General features: G+C 62.1%; 21 protein-coding genes and 1 pseudogene. 7 read left to right on the forward strand and 15 right to left on the reverse strand.

Annotated elements, in window-relative coordinates; genetic code table 11:
* The first annotated feature begins 290 nt into the window (after positions 1-290).
* Positions 291-599, forward strand: a complete 309-nt coding sequence (locus BTW08_RS13315) for a hypothetical protein (protein ID WP_075563017.1) — start codon at positions 291-293, stop codon at positions 597-599.
* A gap of 606 nt (positions 600-1205) precedes the next feature.
* Here BTW08_RS13315 and BTW08_RS13320 read toward each other — a convergent pair.
* Entirely contained in the window at positions 1206-1637 is a 432-nt protein-coding gene (locus BTW08_RS13320) for a hypothetical protein (protein WP_139313654.1), read from the reverse strand.
* A gap of 223 nt (positions 1638-1860) precedes the next feature.
* On the opposite strand from BTW08_RS13320, the pseudogene BTW08_RS18990 reads away from it, so the two are divergent.
* Positions 1861-2373 (forward strand): annotated as a pseudogene (locus BTW08_RS18990) (SOS response-associated peptidase); the annotation flags it as partial.
* Between the two features lie 483 nt (positions 2374-2856).
* On the opposite strand, the gene BTW08_RS13330 reads toward BTW08_RS18990, so the two are convergent.
* Both BTW08_RS13330 and BTW08_RS18995 read right to left on the reverse strand, forming a co-directional pair.
* Positions 2857-3003, reverse strand: a complete 147-nt coding sequence (locus BTW08_RS13330) for a DUF4113 domain-containing protein (RefSeq protein WP_083627867.1) — start codon at positions 3001-3003, stop codon at positions 2857-2859.
* A gap of 356 nt (positions 3004-3359) precedes the next feature.
* On the reverse strand, positions 3360-3599 hold the full coding sequence (locus tag BTW08_RS18995) for a hypothetical protein (protein ID WP_139313656.1): 240 nt from the start codon (positions 3597-3599) through the stop codon (positions 3360-3362).
* 178 nt (positions 3600-3777) lie between these two features.
* Here BTW08_RS18995 and BTW08_RS13335 point away from each other — a divergent pair, with 178 nt between their 5' ends.
* Positions 3778-3993 carry a DUF2945 domain-containing protein gene (locus BTW08_RS13335; RefSeq protein WP_075563019.1) on the forward strand — a complete coding sequence of 72 codons (216 nt, stop codon included), beginning with the start codon at positions 3778-3780 and terminating at the stop codon, positions 3991-3993.
* A gap of 14 nt (positions 3994-4007) precedes the next feature.
* Positions 4008-4319, forward strand: coding sequence for a DUF6482 family protein (locus BTW08_RS13340; protein WP_075563020.1), 312 nt, complete (start codon positions 4008-4010; stop codon positions 4317-4319).
* A 279-nt stretch (positions 4320-4598) separates the two neighbouring features.
* Here the strand turns inward: BTW08_RS13340 and BTW08_RS13345 are convergent, their stop codons facing one another.
* The 4 genes from BTW08_RS13345 to hexR form a co-directional block, all read right to left on the reverse strand.
* Positions 4599-6095, reverse strand: a complete 1497-nt coding sequence (locus BTW08_RS13345) for an ABC transporter permease (protein ID WP_075563021.1) — start codon at positions 6093-6095, stop codon at positions 4599-4601.
* Positions 6092-6826: an ATP-binding cassette domain-containing protein gene (locus BTW08_RS13350; protein ID WP_075563022.1), complete on the reverse strand. Its 735-nt coding sequence runs from the start codon at positions 6824-6826 to the stop codon at positions 6092-6094. The genes BTW08_RS13345 and BTW08_RS13350 overlap by 4 nt, the downstream gene beginning before the upstream one ends.
* 5 nt (positions 6827-6831) lie before the next feature.
* The gene (locus BTW08_RS13355; RefSeq protein WP_075563023.1) at positions 6832-7686 is read right to left on the reverse strand and encodes a putative selenate ABC transporter substrate-binding protein; all 855 of its coding nucleotides are present in this window, start codon (positions 7684-7686) and stop codon (positions 6832-6834) included.
* Between the two features lie 137 nt (positions 7687-7823).
* Positions 7824-8684 carry a transcriptional regulator HexR gene (gene hexR / locus BTW08_RS13360; protein ID WP_075563024.1) on the reverse strand — a complete coding sequence of 287 codons (861 nt, stop codon included), beginning with the start codon at positions 8682-8684 and terminating at the stop codon, positions 7824-7826.
* Positions 8685-8917: 233 nt separating this feature from the next.
* Here hexR and zwf point away from each other — a divergent pair, with 233 nt between their 5' ends.
* Genes zwf through BTW08_RS13375 form a run of 3 tightly spaced genes read left to right on the forward strand, consistent with a single transcriptional unit; the run spans position 8918 to position 11788 of the window.
* Positions 8918-10402, forward strand: a complete 1485-nt coding sequence (zwf, locus tag BTW08_RS13365; RefSeq protein ID WP_075563025.1) for a glucose-6-phosphate dehydrogenase — start codon at positions 8918-8920, stop codon at positions 10400-10402.
* Positions 10389-11093 carry a 6-phosphogluconolactonase gene (gene pgl, locus BTW08_RS13370; RefSeq protein WP_075563026.1) on the forward strand — a complete coding sequence of 235 codons (705 nt, stop codon included), beginning with the start codon at positions 10389-10391 and terminating at the stop codon, positions 11091-11093. The genes zwf and pgl overlap by 14 nt, the downstream gene beginning before the upstream one ends.
* A gap of 32 nt (positions 11094-11125) precedes the next feature.
* On the forward strand, positions 11126-11788 hold the full coding sequence (locus tag BTW08_RS13375; protein ID WP_075563027.1) for a bifunctional 4-hydroxy-2-oxoglutarate aldolase/2-dehydro-3-deoxy-phosphogluconate aldolase: 663 nt from the start codon (positions 11126-11128) through the stop codon (positions 11786-11788).
* A gap of 102 nt (positions 11789-11890) precedes the next feature.
* Here BTW08_RS13375 and BTW08_RS13380 read toward each other — a convergent pair whose 3' ends face one another.
* The 8 genes from BTW08_RS13380 to edd form a co-directional block, all read right to left on the reverse strand.
* Complete coding sequence (locus BTW08_RS13380) at positions 11891-13066, reverse strand: acetyl-CoA C-acetyltransferase (protein ID WP_075563079.1); 1176 nt, start codon at positions 13064-13066, stop codon at positions 11891-11893.
* 16 nt (positions 13067-13082) lie between these two features.
* The gene (locus tag BTW08_RS13385; protein ID WP_075563028.1) at positions 13083-13730 is read right to left on the reverse strand and encodes a CoA transferase subunit B; all 648 of its coding nucleotides are present in this window, start codon (positions 13728-13730) and stop codon (positions 13083-13085) included.
* A gap of 1 nt (position 13731) precedes the next feature.
* The gene (locus BTW08_RS13390; RefSeq protein ID WP_075563029.1) at positions 13732-14433 is read right to left on the reverse strand and encodes a CoA transferase subunit A; all 702 of its coding nucleotides are present in this window, start codon (positions 14431-14433) and stop codon (positions 13732-13734) included.
* A 318-nt stretch (positions 14434-14751) separates the two neighbouring features.
* The gene (locus BTW08_RS13395; protein ID WP_075563030.1) at positions 14752-15720 is read right to left on the reverse strand and encodes a carbohydrate kinase; all 969 of its coding nucleotides are present in this window, start codon (positions 15718-15720) and stop codon (positions 14752-14754) included.
* Between the two features lie 109 nt (positions 15721-15829).
* Positions 15830-16705 carry an aldo/keto reductase gene (locus tag BTW08_RS13400; RefSeq protein ID WP_246837742.1) on the reverse strand — a complete coding sequence of 292 codons (876 nt, stop codon included), beginning with the start codon at positions 16703-16705 and terminating at the stop codon, positions 15830-15832.
* On the reverse strand, positions 16702-17619 hold the full coding sequence (locus tag BTW08_RS13405) for a D-hexose-6-phosphate mutarotase (protein WP_075563031.1): 918 nt from the start codon (positions 17617-17619) through the stop codon (positions 16702-16704). Before BTW08_RS13405 ends, BTW08_RS13400 begins: the two co-directional genes overlap by 4 nt.
* Complete coding sequence (glk, locus tag BTW08_RS13410) at positions 17616-18575, reverse strand: glucokinase (protein ID WP_075563032.1); 960 nt, start codon at positions 18573-18575, stop codon at positions 17616-17618. The genes BTW08_RS13405 and glk overlap by 4 nt, the downstream gene beginning before the upstream one ends.
* Positions 18572-20422, reverse strand: a complete 1851-nt coding sequence (gene edd / locus BTW08_RS13415) for a phosphogluconate dehydratase (RefSeq protein ID WP_083627869.1) — start codon at positions 20420-20422, stop codon at positions 18572-18574. Before edd ends, glk begins: the two co-directional genes overlap by 4 nt.
* Between the last annotated feature and the right edge of the window lie 325 nt (positions 20423-20747).

Consider the following 20747-nt stretch of genomic DNA (forward strand, 5'->3'; position numbering starts at 1 on the left):
GCCGTTGTAACGATCCGTATTGCCAAAACTTTACGCATCATAACGGAAAAGCAGGCATACGCGGTGCAAGCATTATGCATTCTAGCGGGGAGCTGACTGCAGGGGGGCGAGGCGAGACAAAGCGCCGAACCGGAGTCCGACGCGCCCTGGGAGGACGATCCCGTGGGCCGGACAAGCCTACCTTCGGTCACCCCAAATGGACTTGATACAGGTTAAGTTATCGAACCGGCGTCGATGGAAAAGCCGAATGTGACTCGTCGTCATGCGCAATCCTTCGCAATTCGTGCTCGATGCTCCGTAACCTGATCGAAGAGTCTTGCGCGGCCCGAGCGATCGCCGCCAGGCGCGCGGCTTTCGTTGCCGAGCGCGCCGCCAGGGTTGCTCGCATCAAGGTGACGACCGAATCCGGTAACGTCTTCGATGGCGACGAAACCAGCCAGAACCAGATGGCTCGCTTCGTGGCCATGGCAGAAGATGGCGACACGATCCGCTGGGTGCTGGCAGACAACTCCGTGATTCAAGTCACCAGGGCGGAATTGAAAGAAGCCCTGACGCTGGCCGGCCAGGCCCAGGCGCAGCTATGGGTCGAAGCGGAATAACCGGCGATCGATAAAGAGAGGAGCGGCCGGCGTGGGTGTGACACCACTCACGCACGCCTTGTACGAGTTACAGGGTTTGTAGTAAAACAAGTCTCAGAGTGCATCGGAGTGAAGGTGATAGCGATGCCTGCCTAACTTACGAAAGCGGTACTGTTGAGTTAGAAGCTTGTCTATCTGTGAGTTCGATTCTCACCGAAATTGTGGTTACTGCCCTGGAGGTAGAAGCGAATAAACCTGCAAAGCTCGAAAGAAGGAGGTTGCCTATGAAGAACGGAAAATCTACTGGTATTTTGAGTTGGGCTAGGTCATTTGCTATCGCCGTTTCGCTGGCACTGAATGGTGGAGTCCACCTTCAGTCCGATGCGCTCTAGAAACCGTTGTAAAACGCCTTGTGCCTATTCATTCATTTGTAACTAGACTGGCGTCTCAAAAAATACGACGCTTTTCGAGAGTCTAAGAGCATCGCGCCTGCCCGAAAAGGGCCGGGTTTCTGAATTTTAGGGCTGTCGCCTAATTAGCCAAGTTGCCGGTACGCCGAGTACCATTGAGGAGTAACGGTAGAGAGAAGCGACCGGCGCAAGTGGTGTTGCACTGAGCATGGGTTCGCTACTTAAGCTTGATAATTTGGTTTGCAACCTCATCAAAAATTTGCAGCTTATCTAGCCATCCGTTCAGGGCCGTAGCTTCTATGATGGTCTTTTTCTCGTAGACCTTGAAGATTTCCAACAAAGGCATCGTTGGTTCTCCGTAGATTGGCTGATAGCTCAAACCAAATTGGTCAGCTGTAATATCGAATATCGAGCCGTCAATCTCAATCCATATATGCCGCCCATGTTTACCATCATGCCGCTTTGATCTGACTATCTGAATGTCCGCTTCTTTATTTATTTTCAGGATGACTAGCCCAAACAGAATCGAGGTCGTTTCACAGCAATCATTAGGAAACTGAAACACCATAGGTAGATCGATCATTCCGCGATGCCGTTCTAGGTAACGCCGGGTCAGTCTGGCATACTCGACGAATTCTCTATGCATCACTGTATCTCTCTAACACTGGTCTACATTGGTCAGTATGTGCGGACGATTCGCTTTTCATTCACTCGATTTCTCAGCGCTCGGTGAGGCGGTGGCCCAGCCCGACCTCTTCGCTGTCGCCGAGCCCCGGTACAACGTGCCGCCGGGCACGTTGATCAGTGTCGCGCGCCGCGCTGACGAAGACGCGCCCGTCACGATCGAGCAGCTCTGGTGAGGATATCGGCCGGCGTGGGCCAATGCTACAGCGCCGCAGCCGATCAACGCCAAAGCTGAAACCGTGGCCACCTCGCGTTACTTCGCGCCGGCATTCAAGCGTCACCGGTGTCTCATTCCCGCAGATGGATGGTAAGAGTGGCTATCCGTCGATGGTCGCAAGCAGCCACATTTCATCACCCGATCTGATGAGCAGACGCTATATCTTTCGGGCATTTGGACCGAGCTTGGCGAGGACAAGCCACTTGGTGTGGCCATCATCACCGAGCCAGCGCGGGGAAGTGCTAAAGAGGTTCACGATCGGATGCCGCTGGCGCTGGATAATGACTCGGTCGAGCCTTGGCTGGATCCTGAATTCACGGAGCGCGACGCCATCCGTGGCGTCACTCGGCATATCGACGCCGGCCTGATCCGACACTGGCCGGTGAGTCCTTTAGTCGACAAGCCCGGAGACGATCGTAGCGCGCAGCTAATCAATCCGCTCAAGCCAGTTTCCTACATGACTGTGTGCCATTTCTTTCCCTAAGGCTTTCAAAGTACTAGAAAACTGGTCCTAAGGGATGATGGCTGATCTTGTAGACTAGCCACGAGTCCATAGATTTGGACCTGCGTATTGGCCCGGCCTTTTGGCCGGGTTTTTTTGTGGCGTAAACCTCTCCACTGGACCACAGTATGTCAGCGTCATGGACGACGCGCGGTCCACACATCTAACACGCAGCCAGGGACGCGCAGAATGGAAGCTGCGGGAGGCTTGGTGTGGATGTTCCCGGCTGGAGACGGCCGGCCTTTCCTTTGTGTCCTAACTCTATTTTCTATCACTTAACCTAGATCAACTCATTTGCGACCTGTTCGGTCCACTGTGGCGCCAGCGCTAGGAAGGCGCTGAACCAAGGATGGAGCTGCAGGAAGCGGTTATCACACGGATGCACGGCAGGATGCCGTGGAGTGTTTGCAGGGATAGCAGCGCACTTGAGACTTGCTTGAACCGGGGTCTCTTTTTCGCTGCGCATCAATAGAGTTTTATCTCTGACAGTTCATCCCACCTCGTTGGATAGCGCTGCGTCAGCAGTTCGGCTTTCAGCTTCCAATCCGCTTTGCCCTTCGTGCCGCCCAGGCGCAATTTGCCACTCCCCATACGTTTGTTCAGCTCATCCATCCCGCCGATGCCTTGGCCGACCGCTCGCGTTCTTCGTCACTCTCTGGTGAATCGAAAATATCGGGCTGCATTGCGTCACTCTGGACGAGGTCTAGTATCATGACGCTGGCGTTCATGTATCGGTACCCATCGCGCCACATACGCTTGAGGGCCGCTTGGGCGGCGTGCGCGCGGATCGCTTGACGCGCCTCGTGAACGTCGCTGGAAAGCCGACCGAACGATCAGCTGTTCATGCTGTTTGTCGAGCGACGACAATCAGTTACTTCACTTCAGAGAGTTTTCTCGCTTGCATAAAAAAGCCGCTCGGGGAGAGCGGCATAATGGGGAACGAACATTGCAAATTCGAGTGACGGTAACTACGCCGCTTCCGCGGTGACGCCGCTGCGCGCGTCATCACGAGCCATTGTGATCAGGAGTTCCAGCGATTTGCTCAGGGTATACATCCGGTGGTTCGGGGAGGCGAAGCCTGATTGATGGTCACGGGTGCCAATAAACTCACCGCATGCCAGGCAATTTATTTCGTCCCAGTCTTGAGCGGTATCGTCTGAGGCTGCTTCGTGGTGCCCGCATCTGGGGCATGAGATCTCATGATTCATGGTAGCCATCCTTGGCTTGCTTCTGCCGGCCATCCTGGCCAGTCGATGTCTGAGTAACGCCCTTGTGCCGGTTCAATCCTCCCGGCTTTCTGCCAGCGTTCCGTGCTGGCCAATTGATACTGGCACGATTTCAAAACCTGTACAAGAGTTATGTTCGTGTACAAGGTGGAGTTAAGTCATGGCAGATTTCAAACAGCGCGAGTGGATCAAGTGGAAGTGGGGTGACAACTGGGCGAAAGGCCAAATCACCCGGAAGTATCAAGAGACGGTGACGCGAAAGCTGCAAGGCAGCGAGGTCACGCGAAAAGGCAGCGAGAAGAACCCCGCCTATCTGATCAAGCAGGAAGACGGTAGCCGCGTGCTCAAGCTGCACACTGAGATCAAGAAGGCATAGCAGAGGAAGCGAGCATGACATTTGAAGAATTTGTACAGCTTGCCCACGAATCCAGGGTAGAGGAGTTGCATGTCGAATCCTTGGAGGGCGACATTTTCCTTTACTGCGCCTACGTCGAAGGGGAAAAGCACGTACTGATGGATAAGAATGGTGTGCCTCTTCACCCGCAGTCATTGGGTCACGCTCGGAAATGGCTCATCGATGCTGGGGGCCTGGAGGACGTCCCGCTGTTCCTCGTGCAGGAGACACCCTACGACGAGATGATCGGCCTCGATTCCAACAGCGAGAGCCACAAAACGCCGATGACATTGCATTCAGGATTATAACCGCTCCGGTAGGGGCGTTTTTTCGTGCCTCCGAGAAGCGCTCGATTGCGCCCCACACAGCGCGACCGCCGCGGTTGGACGTAGATCCGACGATAGTCATCATCGCTCAGCGATTGATACCACTCTCGCTTGCGACGGAGGTGATCAGCGTAGTCGACAGGATCGGAGTCGGGCGTGTCCTTGATGCGCTCGTATCGCTCCCGCTCGCGGCGATTCTTCCCCATTCGCGGAATGTCTTTTGTACGTCGAATTGTATGTCGATACCGCATTCCACCAACCTCACCGACTACACGGATCGTCCAGCGGGACCTCGCGGGGCCGGAAACGGCGGGAGAGGGCATCGACGCCGATGTTGAGCACAGCGGTGATCAGCAGCAGGAAGAAGGCGTGGTCGAACATCAGATATTGGAAGCTGGAATCGATGTAGAAGCCGAGTGTGGCGACACCGAGCATGCCGAGCAGGGCGGTCTCGCGCATGATGACTTCCGCCCGATAGCAGATCAGCGCCAGCAGGTTGGGGTAGAGCCTGGGCAGTAGTTCGTAGGCGTAGCGCCCGGAAGCCGGTAGATCGGCCATTCCGGTTTTCAGGCCGTCGGCATGGCGCGCGACCAGAAAGGCGATCACGGCGCCGTTGTGCAGGGCGAGCGCCAGCCAGGCCGGCAGCATCGAAGGCCCGAGCATCAGCAGGAAGATGAACGCCAGCATCAGTTCCGGGGTCGAGCGCAGCACGACCAGGATCAGCCGCCCGCCAACGCGTTGCCATGGTCGCCCGAAATGGCGGCTGGCCAGCGGCCACAGCAGCAGCGCCAGAACCAGACTGCCGGCAGTGCCCATGAGTGCCAGCAGCAGCGTATTGCCGATCGCCGGCAGCAGATCGGGCAGGCCGGCCAGCCAACTGCCCATGCCGGCCAGATCGCCCTGGAGCAGGGGCGCGGGCCATAGATCCTGACTGACGAATCGCCACAGCAGGTCACCGTCGACTTCCGGCCACGGCCCCAGACAAAACAGCGCGCCAATCAGCAGTACCGGCAGCAGGCGGCGGTGCCCCCACCACTGCAGGGTAGCGATCAGCGCATAGAAGACCCACAGCAGGGCGCCGGCTTCACCGAAACGCCCTTCGCGGAACGCACTTTCAAGATAGAAGCCGAGGGTTGGCAGCCCGACGAAGCCGAGCAGCACGCTGGCACGCATGGCGCATTCGAAACGGTAACGGGTGTAACTGGCGAGACGCTCCCACACCAGCGGCAACTCGGCGTAGAGAAAGCGCGACAGCCGGTCGACCCCGCCGGGCAGTGCGTCGGTTGGCGCTCTGGGCGTGAGCTCGAGAATTTCGGCATAGACCTTGGCGAAGATGCCAGCGTAGGGAATGGCCAGTGCGGCGAGGGCGGTGACTGCCGACAGGCCGAAGACCTGAATGAACAGCAAGGCCCAGAACAGTTCGTGAATGGCACGGACGAACGCGCAGAAGGCTCGCACCATTCTCGAATGGTGAAACAGCAGCGCCAACGGGAAGCCCAGTATCGCGCCGATGAAGGTGCCCCACAGCGCGACGCTGACGGTCAGGGCGATCGCCCGTAGCGGGTTTTCCAGGCCGAGGAAATCGGGCCAGACAAAACCGTGGAGCATGCGCCACAGCTCTCCCCACGGATCGACAGCGATGATCCGCAGATCGGCGAAGGGCAGCAGTAGCAGGCACAGCAGGATCAGCGCCAGCGATCGGCGTGCCAGCGTCAACCCGGGGCTGTTGCCTCGCAATAAACCCGGTGCGCCACTCATGTCGACGATGCTGCCCTGTCCTCACCTTTCGCCTCGCCCGGCGTTTCATCTTTCGTGTCGCCCTGGGTCGCGGCCGAATCCGGATAGAGCGCGTCGAGCCGAGCCAGGGTCAGCTCGCGGGTCGGGGCGTCGAGCACCACGCGGCCATCACGGAGGCCGATGATCCGATCGAAGTGACCCAACGCCAGGCGGTGCTGATGCAGGGCGATAATGCTAGTGGCATGGCGAGCCTGAATACGTTCCAGCAGTCGTAGCGCCTGGTGGGGATCGACGCTGGCCAGCGGTTCGTCGCCTAGGAAGATCTCGCGCTGCTGGTAGAACGCCCGGGCGATTGCCACGCGCTGGCGCTGTCCGCCGGAAAGTTGCTCCACCGGCCGGCGTAGCAGGCCCTCGAGACCCAGCTCATGCGTCAATGTCTCGACGGTCTGCCAGGCTTCCCGCCGGGGCTTGACGAGGTTGAAGAGATTGGCCAGCGCGGAATGTCGCTCCAGCCGTCCCATGTAGACGTTGTGGTAGACCGACAGCAGCGGCACCAGGCCATGCCCCTGGGGACACCAGGCGGCGGTATTGCCCAGGCGGCGACGAATCTCGGCGAGCAGCGTCGACTTGCCGGCGCCACTCTGCCCTAACAGCGCGACGCGTTCGCCGACTTGAAACGACAGCGTCAGCGCCGGTAGCACGACGTGCGTGCCGTGCCCCAGGTCGACGTCTTCGAAGCGCAGTAGCGACATGGGCCTCAGCGCAGCAGGCCGATGGATTTACCCACCGATTCGATCGGACCGTAATCGTCATTGCTGGCCGGAATGAAGCCCGACCGCGGGAAGCTCTCCAGCAGCTCCGGGTCTGTCATGTCGAGCAGCGCCTTCTGGACCTTGTCGGTGAAGCCGTCGCCGTAACGCTCGTCGGCGTCGCCGCGCAGCGTCCACTGATAGTCCGGGTAGGTGGGGGATTCCCAGATCACCTCGACCTTGTCGGTATCGACACGTCCGTCCGCGACGGCGGCCTGCCACACGGTGAAGTTCACCGCGCCGACGTCGTAGGTGCCGGATTCCACCAGTGCGATGGTGCGCGAGTGATCGCCCGAGAAACCGACGCGGGAGAAGACCTTTTCCGGGGCCTTGTCGAAGCGCTGACGGATGAAATGTTCGGGCATCAGGCGACCGGACGTGGAGGTCTTGGCGCCGAACGTGAACGAGTGGCCGCTGACCGATTCCGGCAGTTCGTCCTGCTCCGGTTCGATGCCGGTCGACGTATTGGCGATGAAGTAGCTGCTGAAAGCGGCGTCTTCCTTGCCCTGGGCGATGGCTTTCGACCCCGGCACTAGTTGGCGTGCCTGGACCCCGGACAATCCACCAAACCAGGCCAGTTGAACCTGGTCGTTACGGAAGGCCGTGACCGCGGCACCGTAGGAGGTAACGGGGACGTATTCGACATCGACGCCGAGCTGCTTAGAGAGGTAGTCGGCGACCTTGGAAAAACGCTCGACCAGGCGTGACTGGTCCTCGTCCGGAATCGCCGTGAAGCGAAAGGTGTCGGCGGCGTTGGCGGCCGAACAACCGAGCAATAGAACTAGAGCAAGCATCCAGCGCATGAGAAAACGGCCTCGCGGGTATTAGAAGGCGCCCATGATAACCGGATTCGGGTGACGGCATTAAGCCGCGAGTGGTCGTAGGAGATCGAGGATCCCCCCAGCGTCGATGACCTCGCAGACGCGCTGGCGGGAAGCGCTCAGGGCGCCTTCGGCGCGAACTTGGTCGGCCGCAGGCTCTCTTTGATCTTCTTGAGGTGGGGCAGAAACGATTCGCCCCGGCGCAGCGTCACACCGGTCGCGAGCACATCGATCAACGCCATGTGCAGCATCCGCGAACTCATCGGCATGTAGACTTCGGTGTCTTCCGGCAGATCGACGGGAAGTATGTCGGTGCAGACATCGGCCAGAGGCGAGCCATCGCGGGTGATGCCGATGACCAGCGCGCCGCTGTCGCGGGCGAGCTGGGCGGCTTCGACCAGATCACGAGTGCGGCCGGTATAGGAAATGACGACGATGACATCGCCGGTATGGGAGGCCGCCGCGATCATGCGCTGCATCAGCACGTCGTTGTAGGCGGCAACCGGCAGATTGAAGCGGAAGAACTTGTTCTGTGCATCGAACGCCGCCGGCGCCGAGGCGCCCAAGGCGAAGAAGCTGATCTGACGCGCCTGGGAAAGATGATCGACGATCCGTTCGATCCGCTTGGGATCGATCTCGCGGCGGGCTTCGTCCAATGCGGCGATGGTCGCGCCGATGATCTTGTCGGTGTAGGCCGTGGCGTTGTCGTCGCTTTCGACACTACGGCTGACATAGGGCGTGCCGCCGGCCAGACTCTGAGCCAGCTGAATCTTGAAATCCGGGTAACCCTTGGTCTCGAAATTTCGGCAAAAACGGTTGACGGTGGGTTCGCTCACGGAGGCAGCCTGTGCCAGAGTGGCTATGCTCATGCCAATCGCCGCATCGGGATCCTGAAGGATGACGTCGGCGACCTTGCGCTCCGAACGATTCAGTTCGTCGACCCGCGAACGAATGCGGGCAATCAGATCGTGGACTGCCATGGCTACGAGCATCTCCTTGCGGCGGAATGACTAGGCTTTTCATCGAGCAGGCCCTGCATCCTAGCCTTTGCCGACAGGTGCGCCAAGCGCCGATACTCAGGGGGCGCCAGTCCGAGATCCCGAGGCACGGTATACTGACGAGAGATCGGTAATTTAGTTACGAAGTTGAATGTCAAATGTCACACGAGTGGCGTATTTTATTCGTAAATTAACGACTTTAGCGGAGGGAGGCAATGACTAGAGAGGCAACGCCCAACGTGGATCTGGCGCTGTTCGGCGCCCTTGGCGATCTGGCGCTGCGCAAGCTCTATCCCGCGCTCTATCACCTGGATCGCGACGGTCTGCTCGGCCCCGATACTCGAATCCTGGGGCTGGCTCGGCACGAGCATGATGGCGACAGTTTTCGTGGCTTGGTGCTGGATATGCTCAAGAAGCGCGTCAAGCCCAAGGAGCTCGAGCAGAAGTGTCTCGATCGCTTTCTGGCGCGGCTCGAGTATTCACGGCTCGACTTCGATACCGTCGAGGGCTACGAAAAGATTCGGGATTGGCACGCCGAGAGTCCGGATGCGACATGTCCGCTGACGATTTATTTGGCGGTGCCGGCGAGCATCTACGGGGCGATCTGCGCCAACCTTCAGCAGAGCGGCAGCCTGGATGACGACTCCCGCGTCGTGGTCGAAAAGCCCATCGGCTACGATCTCGAGTCTTCCCATGAGATCAACGACGCCATCGGCGCGGTCTTTCCCGAGTCGCGCATCTACCGGATGGATCACTATCTGGGCAAGGAGACCGTCCAGAACCTGATCGCGCTGCGCTTCGCCAATCCCATGTTCGGCAACCAGTGGAACCAGAGCCAGATCTCGCACGTCGAGATCACCGTGGCCGAGCAGGTCGGCATCGAAGGGCGCTGGGGCTATTTCGACAAGGCCGGCCAGCTTCGTGACATGGTCCAGAACCATCTGCTGCAGCTCTTGACCATGCTCGCCATGGATCCGCCGGCCAATCTCGACGCGGACGCCATTCGCGACGAGAAGGTCAAGGTGCTCAAGGCGCTCAAGCCGCTGGAAGGCGAAGACCTCAACCGACACGTGGTGCGCGGCCAGTACGTGGCCGGCACCATGGGCGGCGAGAGCGTGCCGGGCTATCTCGACGAGGAGGGCGCCAACACCTCCAGTACCACCGAGACCTTCGTCGCCATGCGTCTCGAAGTGGCCAACTGGCGCTGGGCCGGCGTGCCGTTCTATCTGCGCACCGGCAAGCGTCTGCCGGAAAAGCTTTCACAGATCGTGATTCATTTCCGCCAGCAGCCGCACTACATCTTCGATCCCGATCAGCGCAATCTGGCTGCCAACAAGCTGGTGATCCGGCTGCAGCCGGAAGAGGGCATCGCGCTGCAGGTGCTGACCAAGGATGGCGGTCTCGACAAGGGCATGCGGTTGCGCCCCGGCCCGCTGCACCTGGATTTCAACCACGCCTTCCCCAAGGAGCGGATCCCGGATGCCTACGAGCGCCTGCTGCTGGAAGTCATGAAAGGCCAGCAGTATCTGTTCGTGCGCCGCGATGAGGTCGAATACGCCTGGAAATGGGTCGATCAGCTGATCGACGGCTGGGAAAAGCGCGACATCCCGCCGCGTCGCTATCCCGCTGGCTCCTGGGGCCCGGTCGCCTCCATTGCGATGATCACGCAGGACGGACGTTCCTGGTATGAAGACTACTGATACCCAGTCTACCGAGCCCAAGGCGATCGGGGGCCCACGGGAGCAGATCGCCGTCCAGCTGGCGGAGGCCGCCGCTCGCGCATTGACGGCCGATCTCGCCGACCAGCCGCGCGCGCTGCTGGTCGTCTCGGGCGGGTCGACACCGCTGCCGTTCTTTCAACGTCTTGCCGAGCAGGCGCTGGATTGGTCGCGGGTCGACGTCACGCTGGCCGACGAGCGCTGGGTGGCCGCGGATCATCCCGACAGCAATGCCCGCCTGGTCCGGGAAACGCTGCTCGTTGGTCCGGCGGCGGCGGCCACGTTCCATTCGCTGACCACGGACGATCCCACACCGGAACAGGGCGTGGCGGCGGTCGCCGCGCGTCTGGCCGCGCTGCCCTGGCCGGCCAGCCTGGTCGTTCTCGGCATGGGCAACGACGGCCATACCGCGTCGCTGTTCCCGGATAGCGGCGAGCTCTCTCTGGCGCTGAGTACCGATGACAGCGTCGTGGCCGTGAGAGCGCCCAGCGTGTCGCAGCCCAGGATTACCCTGAGCGCCGCGCGACTGCACGATGCGCGGCGCCATGCGCTGCATCTCGTCGGTGATGCCAAGAAGGCAGTGCTGGCCCAGGCGCTCAGCGGAGACGACGTCCGCGAACTGCCGATCCGGGCTTTCCTGACCTGTCCGCTGACCCTCTATTGGGCGCCCTAGCGCCGGACCTCTTTCAAAGGAACCATTTCGATATGTCATCCGAACAACGCTTTCCCACCGCTCACATCGAACGTCTGGATGCGATCTGTCGCTCGGGCGCGATCATTCCCGTGCTGGTCATCGAGCGTCTCGAGCACGCCGTGCCGCTAGCCAAGGCGCTGGTCGACGGCGGTCTCGACGTGCTCGAGATCACGCTGCGTACCGACTGCGCGGTCGAGGCTATCAAGCAGATCAAGCAAGCGCTGCCGGACGCGGCCATCGGTGCCGGGACGGTGCTCAGCATCGACCAGTATCGACTTTGCGAGGAGATCGGCGTCGACTTCGTGGTGACGCCGGGCACCACGCCGGCGCTGTTCGAGTACGGCGTCAACAGCAGCGTACCGCTATTGCCGGGCGTGGCCACCGTTTCCGAAGTCGTTACCGGCTGGGAATATGGCTACCGTCGTTTCAAATTCTTCCCGGCGGAATCGAACGGCGGTGCCAAGGCGATGAAGTCGTTTGGCGGCCCACTACCGGAAGCGCTGTTCTGTCCGACTGGCGGGGTCACCGTGGATAACGCCGCCGACTATCTGGCACTGCCCAACGTGATGTGCGTGGGCGGTTCCTGGATGGCGCCGAAATCCCTGATCGATAACGAAGACTGGGCGGGTATCACCGAACTGACGCGGGCCGCGACGCAGCGCTATCCGCGTTGATGATTCACTGAACGACAACGACACCGCTATAAAAGAAGGCCCGATCCATGGATCGGGCCTTCGCTTTTAAGGTTCGCGTCTCGAGGAGCAAGTGCCTGGCGCTTAGCCGCGCTCGATCGCCGTTGCCACGCCCTGGCCGCCGCCGATGCACAGCGTCGCCAGACCGCGCTTGGCATCGCGACGCTGCATCTCATGCAGCAGCGTCACCAGGATGCGCGCGCCGGAGGCGCCGATCGGATGGCCCAGTGCAATGGCGCCGCCGTTGACGTTGACCTTGTCGTCGCGCCATCCCAGATCCTTGGCCACGGCCAGCGTCTGGGCGGCGAAAGCTTCATTGGCCTCTACCAGGTCCAGCTCGTCGATGGTCCAGCCGGCCCGCTCCAGGCAGCGGCGAGTCGCTGGCACCGGGCCGATGCCCATGGTGGCCGGATCGACGGCGGCATTGGCATAGGCGCGGATGGTCGCCAGAACCGGTAGCCCGAGCTGGGCGGCCCGCTCGGCGCTCATGATCAACAGCGCGGCGGCACCATCGTTGAGCGAAGAGGCGTTACCGGCGGTCACGCTACCAGTCTTGGAGAAAGCCGGCTTGAGCTTGCCAAGCGACTCGGCGGTAACACCGTCGCGGGGCTGCTCGTCGCGCTCGACGAGGATATCGTCGCCGCGTCGCTGCGGCACGCTCACCGGGGTGATCTCGGCGTCGAAGCGCCCGCCGTCCCGCGCTGCGCAGGCGCGCCGTTGGGACTCGGCGGCGTAGGCGTCCTGCGCTTCCCGGGAGATATCCCACTGTTCCGCGACGTTCTCCGCCGTGATCCCCATGTGATAGTCGTTGAAGGCGTCCCACAGGCCGTCGCTGATCATGCTGTCGAGCAGCTCGGCGTGGCCCATGCGCAGCCCGGTACGGGCCTTGGGCAGCACGTAGGGCGCGAGGCTCATGCTCTCCATGCCGCCGGCGACGATCGCCTCTGCGTCACCGCAGCGAATCGCCTGCACCGCGAGGTGCACTGCCTTCAACCCCGAGCCGCAGACCTTGTCGACGGTCATCGCCGGCACGCTGTCGGGCAAGCCCGCCTCGATCGCGGCCTGACGCGCGGTATTCTGGCCCAAACCGGCGCGCAGCACGTGGCCCATGATCACCTCGTCGATACCGGCGGGATCGATGCCCTCGAGCACGCGGCGGATGACGGTCGCGCCCAGGGTCACGGCGGGAACGCTCGACAGGCCACCCTGGAAGGTGCCGATCGGCGTGCGCGTGGCGGCGACGATGACGACGTCGCGCATGGTGGCTGCCGTTTCTTCAGACATGGGCCGTCTCCCGCTGGTCGATCAGTTCGCAGCCGGTGGCTTCACGAATTTCCTCGAGGGTGACGTCCGGCGCGAGTTCGGCCAGCGCCAAGCCGTTTTCGGTGACGTCCATCACGCCCAGGTCGGTGATGATGCGGTCCACCACGCCGACACCGGTCAGCGGCAGGCTGCACTCTCCCAGAATCTTGTGTTCCCCCTTGGCGGTGTGGCTCATCAGCACGACGACGCGCTGCACGCCGGCGACCAGATCCATGGCGCCGCCCATGCCCTTGACCATCTTGCCGGGAATCATCCAGTTGGCGAGATCGCCCTTTTCGGAGACCTGCATCGCGCCGAGTATCGCCAGATTGACGTGGCCGCCGCGAATCATCGCGAAGGAATCGGCGTTATCGAAGTAGCTGGAGCCGGGCAGGGCGGTGACGGTCTGCTTGCCGGCGTTGATCAGGTCGGGATCGAGGGTCTCTTCGGTCGGAAACGGGCCGATGCCGAGCAGGCCGTTTTCCGACTGCAGCCAGACATCCATGCCCTCGGGAATATAGTTTGCTACCAGCGTCGGCTGGCCGATGCCGAGATTGACGTAGTAGCCGTCCTGCAGTTCGCCCGCGGCGCGTTCGGCCATCTGTTCCTTGGTCCAGGCCATGTCAGTTCGCCTCCCTGAGCGTGCGTTTCTCGATACGTTTTTCCGGTGTCGGGTTGTGCACGATACGGTGCACGAAGATCCCCGGCAGATGGACGTCGTCGGGGTCGATGGAACCGGTCTCGACGATCTCCTCGACCTCGACCACGCAGACTTTGCCGGCCATCGCCGCCAACGGGTTGAAGTTGCGCGCGGTCTTGTTGAAGCGCAGGTTGCCCGCCTTGTCGGCGACCTGGGCCTTGATCAGTGCCACATCGACCGGTAGGCCACGCTCCATCACGTAGTGCTCGCCGTCGAACTCGCGCACTTCCTTGCCTTCGGCGATCTTGGTGCCATAGCCGGTCTTGGTGAAGAAGGCGGCGATGCCGGCACCACCGGCGCGCAGCCGCTCGGCCAGCGTGCCCTGCGGGCAGAATTCGAGCTCAAGCTCGCCGGAGAGATACTGGCGCTCGAACTCCTTGTTCTCGCCGACGTAGGACGAGAGCATTTTCCTGATCTGGCGCGATTCGAGCAGCAACCCGAGACCGAACCCGTCGACGCCGGCGTTGTTGCTGGCAACGGTCAGATCCTTCTTGCCCGTGTCGCGCAGGGCGACGATCAACGATTCGGGGATGCCGCACAGCCCGAAGCCGCCGACGGCCAGTGTCATGCCGTCCTTGATGAGACCTTCCAGCGCTTCATCGGCGCTGCCAAACAGTTTGTTCATGTGTCCTCGTCCTGAAACGGAAGTCGCGCAGGGATCGCCTGGAAACCTCGTGGCCGATGTCAGAGTGAATATTCGACTCGATGTCCGAATGAACGTTCGACTCAAGGCTCGAGTGAATGTCCGAACATGATGCTCTCGCAGGCGATCGGTTGATGAGACATTACCATTCGAGGCAGGGCGCCGAAGGTCGATTAGACGATAGGAGTAGACGCCGTCGCGACAGGACGGCGTCGGGTGGCTTCGCGACACGAGCTTGGCGACATGAGCGTCGCGACAGCGTGTAAGCACGGCGAGGGCACCTTGGGGGGGCAGCTTGTCCTAGCGTGGCAGGTCGTCGAGATCCTCGGCGCCGGGCAGCGAGACGAAAGACCCGGCACGGGTGGCGGCAAAGGCGCCGCAGCGGCAGGCAAACGTCAGCGCCTCGCTCAGCCGGGCCTCGTCGGCCAGCCAGTCGGAGAGTGTCTCGCAGGTCACGTCGTCTCGTGACAGGGAAGCCAGCAGCCCGCCGATGAAGGCATCGCCGGCGGCAGTGGTATCGACTGCCTGCACGCTTGGCGGTATTGCCTGTTGCTGACGATCGGCCTGATAGGCGATTACCGGGCCCGGGCCATCGGTGATCACGATCAGTCGGGCGCCCTTGGCCAGCCTGGCGCTGGTCCATTCGTCGACGCCGCGATCGCCGCGCAGGGTATCCAGCTCTTCGGTGGAAAGCTTGATGACGTGGGCACGTTCCAGCAGTTGCTCGACCAGTCCGATATCGACGTTGCCCTGTGGCCACAGCATCGCGCGCAGATTGACGTCGACGCTGATCAGGCAGCCGCCGCGGCGGGCGATACTGGCCAGGTCCAGCGTGGTGCGGGCAATGGCGGTGTCGGTCAGGCTGTTGCTGCACAGGTGAACCAGCGCCGGCTCGGTGAAGATGCCGGATGGCAGGTGCTCGCGGCGATACAGCAGGTCGGCAGCGGGGGGACGGTAGAAGTCGAACTGACGCTCGCCCTGGGCGTCGCGGGAAACGAAGGCCAGCGCCGTGCGGGCCTCGCGGGTCCTTACCACGTGCTGGGTGTCGACGCCGTAGCGATTGAGCTCATCGACCAGGAAATCGCCGAAGCGATCATCGCCGATCATGCCGAGAAACTGACTGGGAATGCCCTGTCTGGCGCACGCTACGGCGGCATTGGCCGGTGCACCGCCCGCGTAGGGGGTGAAAGACTCGGGGCCGCTGTCGGTGCCGAGGCGGCTGGACAGCATGTCGACGAGGGCTTCGCCGAAGGCGATGATAGGGGTCATGGGTTACCGACTCTCTTCTCTAGCGGGAATCCTGATGCGGCGTACTTGGTCTTTTCGAATCTGGTCTTGTCGGCCGGGCCTGTCGAGCAAGACGCCGCATCAAACGTCATCAAGGCACCCGGTGGCTGCGAGCTTCCTCAAGCAGTGCAAACCAGGTCGGGCGATCGAGTTCGAGATTACTGCTCAGCAGTAGATTGTCGATACGTCTTTCATCCAACGTGCCGGTCACCGGCACCGGTCTGCCCGGCAGGCGTCTCAGCCAGGCCAGTGCCAGCCCCGCAGTGGTCGAGTTGAGCTGTTCCGCCAGTCGAGACAGCGCGCTGCCCAGCACGTCTTCGAACACTGACCCACCCCCCAGCGGGGACGAAGCCATCGGTGCCATCCCGTCGGCGAGGACGGCGTCGTAGAAGCCGTCGAACAAGGCATCTGGATGTGCCAGCGACAGTTTGAGCTGATGAGCGCCGAGCCGATTGTCCATCGCAGCCTGCAGGCGTCGCCACTGCTCCGGCAGAAAGTACGACACGCCCACCGCACCGACCTTGCCGGCCGCGATGGCGTCGTCCAGTGCTCGTGCCGCGGCTTCAGTATCCATCAGCGGGTCGGGGCGATGCAGCATGAAATGATCCAGACGATCGACGCCGAGACGAGACAGGGAACCGTCGATGACCTGGGTGAGATGACGTTCGGAAGTGTCGTAATGCTTGACCCCGAACGGGGAAGTGTCGCGATGCGGCAGGACGATATTACCCTTGGTCACCACCCGAACCTGGGACTTGAGCGACGGCCGGCGGGCCAATGCCTCGCCGAACCGCTGTTCGCCCAGGTGGTTGCCGTAGCTGTCGGCGTGATCGAACCAGTGCAGGCCCTGGTCGACTCGCGCTTCCAGCCAGTCGGCGAACTTTTCGACATCGTCGAATTCGGGGCGCTCGTAAAGGCGCATCATGCCCAGAATGAAGGGCGAATCGAAAATCAGATCGTCACTCACGCCGGCTGTTCCTCTCGCACGATGGTGGTGGACAGCAGGTGTTGACTGTCGGGGACCAGCCATACCGGATCGACCCGGGTGCAGGCGGCTTCGACACAGACGAAGCGCAAGCCGGCCGAGGCGGGGGTATCGTCCGGTAGGCCGTCGCCAGGATGCCACACGACCGTGGAGTCGCTGCCCTGTTTGCTGATCAGCAGGCGGCGCTGGCCGTCGTCCAGCACCACAGCGCGATTGGACTGGTAGATGCGATCCAGCGCGCCGCGGATGCCCAGTTCGCCCTGCTGATGGTGCTCGGCAAAGTGTTCGAGCTTGTCCAGATAGCGCGCGCCCGCCAGCCCCTCGACGCGGCACCGATGGGTATCGGCAACGGCGAAATAACTGTGCAGGGCTCCGGTCAGCTTGACCGGTGTGGTACCGGCATGGCGGGTCATCAATTCGACGGTCAGACGCTTGTCGTTGGCATGAATCACGACGTTGGGAACGAGCTGGTCGTGCAGGCGCTCTTCAGGAGAGAGGTGAATCTCGACGCCGCTGCCGGAAACGCTGTCGTCCACGGCGTCGACACGCCACGGCGCCGTGCGCGCGGGGCCATGCATGGGCCCCTTGCCATCCGGTGACTCGTCGGCGAACCACGGCCAGCAGACGGGAATACCGCCGCGGATGGCGCCCGGCATGGCTTGCGGCGTCGGCGTCACCCACAGCCAGCCATCTTCCGTGCCGGGAGCCGGTCGGGTGCTCGAGGCTCGCCCGGCTTCGTCGGCGAAAGGTAAAAAGTGCAGAACCTGCGCGCCCTGCAGCGAGATCGCAAGCTCGCCCCATTGGGCGTTGAGCAGCAGAAGACGTCGGCCTTCCCACTCGGCCTCTCGCTGGCCATCGGTCGCATCGATCAACTGCCGCAGCGTATCCGGGATCATGTCACCTCCTCGTTGTGCAGAGCTTCCGCCGCGCCCAGCAGTCCGGTCCACGGCGCGGTCACCACCCAGGTGGGGATGCCGGCATTGTAGGCGCTCAGGCGGCCCTTGTCGGCAAAGGCGCGACGGAAGTCGCTGCGTGGCAGCCAATCGACGAGACGCGGAATGATGCCGCCGCAGAGGTAGACACCGCCCAGCGAGCCTAGCGTCAGGGCGACGTCGCCGGCCGAACTGCCGAGAATCTTGAGAAAGCGCAGCAGCGCCTCGCGGGCGACGCGATCGCCGGCACGGGCGGCGCCGGTGACTTCGGCCGGCGTATTGTACTGCGCGGTGACGTTGAGCAGCGCGGCATGAGCCAAGTAGAGATCGAGCAGCCCCTGGCCGCACAGCAGGCGCTCGATCGAGACCCGGTCGTAACGGGCGCGGAAGTAGCCGAGCAGCTGACGTTCGCGCTTATCGGTGGGGGCGAAGGTGGCATGGCCGCCTTCCGTGGTCAGCGGGATCCAGTGGCGCCGGCTGGGAACCAGGCCGGCCACGCCCAGCCCCGTGCCGGGCCCCATGACCAGACGAGGGCGGTGGGCCTCGGCCTCGCCGTCGCCGATCTTGACCAGATCCGTGTCGTCGATATGCGGAATGCCGAGCGCCTGAGCGGTGAAGTCGTTGATGACCTTGAAATTCGACAGTCCCAGCTGTTCGGCAACCGCTTTCTTGGAGAACGCCCAATCGTTGTTGGTCATCTTGACCCAGTCTTCATGCACCGGGCAGGCGAAGGCCAGGCAGGCCTCCTCGGGCGCTTCGGCGCCGACCTTCTTCAGGTAGGCCTGAATGGCCTCGACCAGCCCTGCGTAGTGGGTGCAGGGAAGCGTTTCGATCGACTGCAGTTCGACGCTGCCGGGCATGACCAGGGCAAAGCGCGCGTTGGTTCCACCGATGTCGCCGATCAGGGCGGGAGTGGTCATTTGTGCCCTCCGGGCAAGTCGGCGGCCTCGAAGCCGCCAAAGGTAGCCGCGCCTTCCTCGGCACCACCGACCAGCTGGCGGAAACCGGCGAACAGCTCGCGACCCATTCCATGATGATAATGATCCAGATCGCAGGACGCCGGTTCCCGTTGTGCCCAGGTTTCGGCATCGACGAGAGCTTCGAGCACGCCGTTGTCGGGGTCTAACAGCACTCTGTCTCCATCGCGCAGATAGGCGAGGGGGCCTGCGTCGACCGCCTCCGGCGTGACGTGGATCGCCGCGGGTACCTTACCAGAGGCACCGGACATTCGCCCATCGGTGACCAGCGCGACCTTGTGGCCGCGATCCTGCAGCACGCCCAGAAACGGTGTCAATTGGTGAAGCTCCGGCATGCCGTTGGCGCGCGGCCCCTGGAAACGCACGACGACGATGATGTCCCGGTCCATTTCGCCGCTTTCGAACGCGGCCCTGACCTGGCTCTGGTCATCGAAGATTCGCACCGGCGCTTCGACCCGGCGAAACTCCGGCTTGACGGCGGACACCTTGATCACGCCGCGGCCCAGATTACCGTCGAGCACGGCGAGGCCGCCGGTGGACGAGAACGGTCGGGTCACCGGTCGCAACACGTCTTCATCGAGACTCTGCTGCGTGCCTTCGCGCCATATCAGACGATCGCCATCGAGGAACGGCTCCTGGGTGTAGGCACTCATGTCGGTGCCGAAGGCGGTGCGCACGTCGGCGTGCATCAAGCCCGCCGAGAGCAGTTCGCGCACCAGGAAACTGACGCCGCCGGCGGCATGGAAGTGATTCACGTCAGCCTGGCCGTTGGGATAGATGCGAGTCAGCCCGGGGATCACCGTCGACAGCTCGGCAAAATCGTCCCAGGTGATGGTCAGGCCGACCGCGGCAGCCATCGCCACCAGATGCAGCGTGTGGTTGGTCGAACCGCCGGAGGTGAGCAGTCCGACCATGGCGTTGACGATGGCGTGGGCGTCGATCTGCTTGTAGAACGGATGATAGTCACCGCCCTGATCGCTGTTGCGGATCACCTGTTCGGTACTGAAACGAGTGATCGCGTCGCGCAGCGGGGTGCCCGGATTGACGAAGGAAGTGCCCGGCATGTGCAGGCCCATCATCTCGAGCATCAGCTGATTGGAGTTGGCGGTGCCGTAGAAGGTGCAGGTGCCGGCGCTATGGTAGGACTCCGACTCCGCTTCCAGCAGCGCGTCACGTCCGACCTTGCCTTCGGCATAGAGCTGGCGGATACGAGATTTCTCGGCGTTGGGCAGGCCGCTCGGCATTGGCCCGGCGGGAACGAACACGGCCGGCAGATGGCCGAAGCGCGCCGCGCCGATGAACAGTCCTGGCACGATCTTGTCACACACACCAAGATAGAGTGCACCGTCGAACATGTTGTGCGACATCGCCACCGCCGTCGACATGGCGATCACGTCGCGGGAGAACAGCGACAGCTCCATGCCCGGCTGGCCCTGGGTCACGCCGTCACACATGGCCGGCACGCCGCCGGCGAACTGGGCGGTGCTGCCCATGCCGCGGGCGGCTTGCTTGATCAGTGCGGGAAATTGCTCGAGAGGCTGATGCGCCGACAGCATGTCGTTGTAGGAGGAGACGATGCCGATGTTGGTGCTGTTCATCAGCTTGAGGCTGTTCTTGTCGCCGGCGTTGCAGGCGGCGAAGCCATGCGCCAGGTTGCCGCAGGAGAGCTCGGCGCGATGAACGCCGCGACGATGCTGCTGCTGCATGCGTTCTTCATAGAGGCGGCGACGATCGGCTGAGCGCTCCTCGATGCGTCGCGTCACACGGTCGACTGTAGAATTGAGCTTCATGGTGTGCCTCATCGAGCTGTCAGGTTTGTTTGGTAAACTTACCAAAAAAACATCGCATTTGTTCGCGAATGAGCCTTTTGTATTAGTCTTTCGGAGTAATATTTTTTCATGCGGCAATGTTCTAGACTGCGTGTTCTAGACTGTTCACGAGCTCCACGGTGATCGAGCTTGGCGCTCGATCCGGCGTCGCCCAGGTGTCTGCCAATGCAGGCGCTAGCAGAACCTGACGTTTCAGGCTTTCACAGCGCTTGCCTAGAGAGGCTGCCACGAGGGCGCGGCTATGCCACGCAGCTGAACTTTCGAATTACGTCACCAAGAGGAGAGC

Origin of the sequence: Salinicola sp. MH3R3-1 (assembly GCF_001937155.1) — a bacterium.
GTDB lineage: Bacteria > Pseudomonadota > Gammaproteobacteria > Pseudomonadales > Halomonadaceae > Salinicola > Salinicola halophyticus.

Bases quoted from the DNA above. Each gene is read 5' to 3' on its own strand.
- BTW08_RS13390 (WP_075563029.1), bottom strand. From the start codon at position 14,433: ATGAACAAACTGTTTGGCAGCGCCGATGAAGCGCTGGAAGGTCTCATC.
- BTW08_RS13385 (WP_075563028.1), bottom strand. From the start codon at position 13,730: ATGGCCTGGACCAAGGAACAGATGGCCGAACGCGCCGCGGGCGAACTG.
- BTW08_RS13335 (WP_075563019.1), top strand. From the start codon at position 3,778: ATGGCAGATTTCAAACAGCGCGAGTGGATCAAGTGGAAGTGGGGTGAC.
- BTW08_RS13380 (WP_075563079.1), bottom strand. From the start codon at position 13,066: ATGCGCGACGTCGTCATCGTCGCCGCCACGCGCACGCCGATCGGCACC.
- BTW08_RS13345 (WP_075563021.1), bottom strand. From the start codon at position 6,095: ATGAGTGGCGCACCGGGTTTATTGCGAGGCAACAGCCCCGGGTTGACG.
- BTW08_RS13395 (WP_075563030.1), bottom strand. From the start codon at position 15,720: ATGACCCCTATCATCGCCTTCGGCGAAGCCCTCGTCGACATGCTGTCC.
- BTW08_RS13375 (WP_075563027.1), top strand. From the start codon at position 11,126: ATGTCATCCGAACAACGCTTTCCCACCGCTCACATCGAACGTCTGGAT.
- pgl (WP_075563026.1), top strand. From the start codon at position 10,389: ATGAAGACTACTGATACCCAGTCTACCGAGCCCAAGGCGATCGGGGGC.
- zwf (WP_075563025.1), top strand. From the start codon at position 8,918: ATGACTAGAGAGGCAACGCCCAACGTGGATCTGGCGCTGTTCGGCGCC.
- edd (WP_083627869.1), bottom strand. From the start codon at position 20,422: ATGAAGCTCAATTCTACAGTCGACCGTGTGACGCGACGCATCGAGGAG.
- BTW08_RS13405 (WP_075563031.1), bottom strand. From the start codon at position 17,619: ATGATCCCGGATACGCTGCGGCAGTTGATCGATGCGACCGATGGCCAG.
- BTW08_RS13315 (WP_075563017.1), top strand. From the start codon at position 291: ATGCTCCGTAACCTGATCGAAGAGTCTTGCGCGGCCCGAGCGATCGCC.
- BTW08_RS13355 (WP_075563023.1), bottom strand. From the start codon at position 7,686: ATGCGCTGGATGCTTGCTCTAGTTCTATTGCTCGGTTGTTCGGCCGCC.
- BTW08_RS18995 (WP_139313656.1), bottom strand. From the start codon at position 3,599: ATGAATCATGAGATCTCATGCCCCAGATGCGGGCACCACGAAGCAGCC.
- BTW08_RS13330 (WP_083627867.1), bottom strand. From the start codon at position 3,003: ATGGATGAGCTGAACAAACGTATGGGGAGTGGCAAATTGCGCCTGGGC.
- BTW08_RS13350 (WP_075563022.1), bottom strand. From the start codon at position 6,826: ATGTCGCTACTGCGCTTCGAAGACGTCGACCTGGGGCACGGCACGCAC.
- glk (WP_075563032.1), bottom strand. From the start codon at position 18,575: ATGACCACTCCCGCCCTGATCGGCGACATCGGTGGAACCAACGCGCGC.
- BTW08_RS13340 (WP_075563020.1), top strand. From the start codon at position 4,008: ATGACATTTGAAGAATTTGTACAGCTTGCCCACGAATCCAGGGTAGAG.
- hexR (WP_075563024.1), bottom strand. From the start codon at position 8,684: ATGGCAGTCCACGATCTGATTGCCCGCATTCGTTCGCGGGTCGACGAA.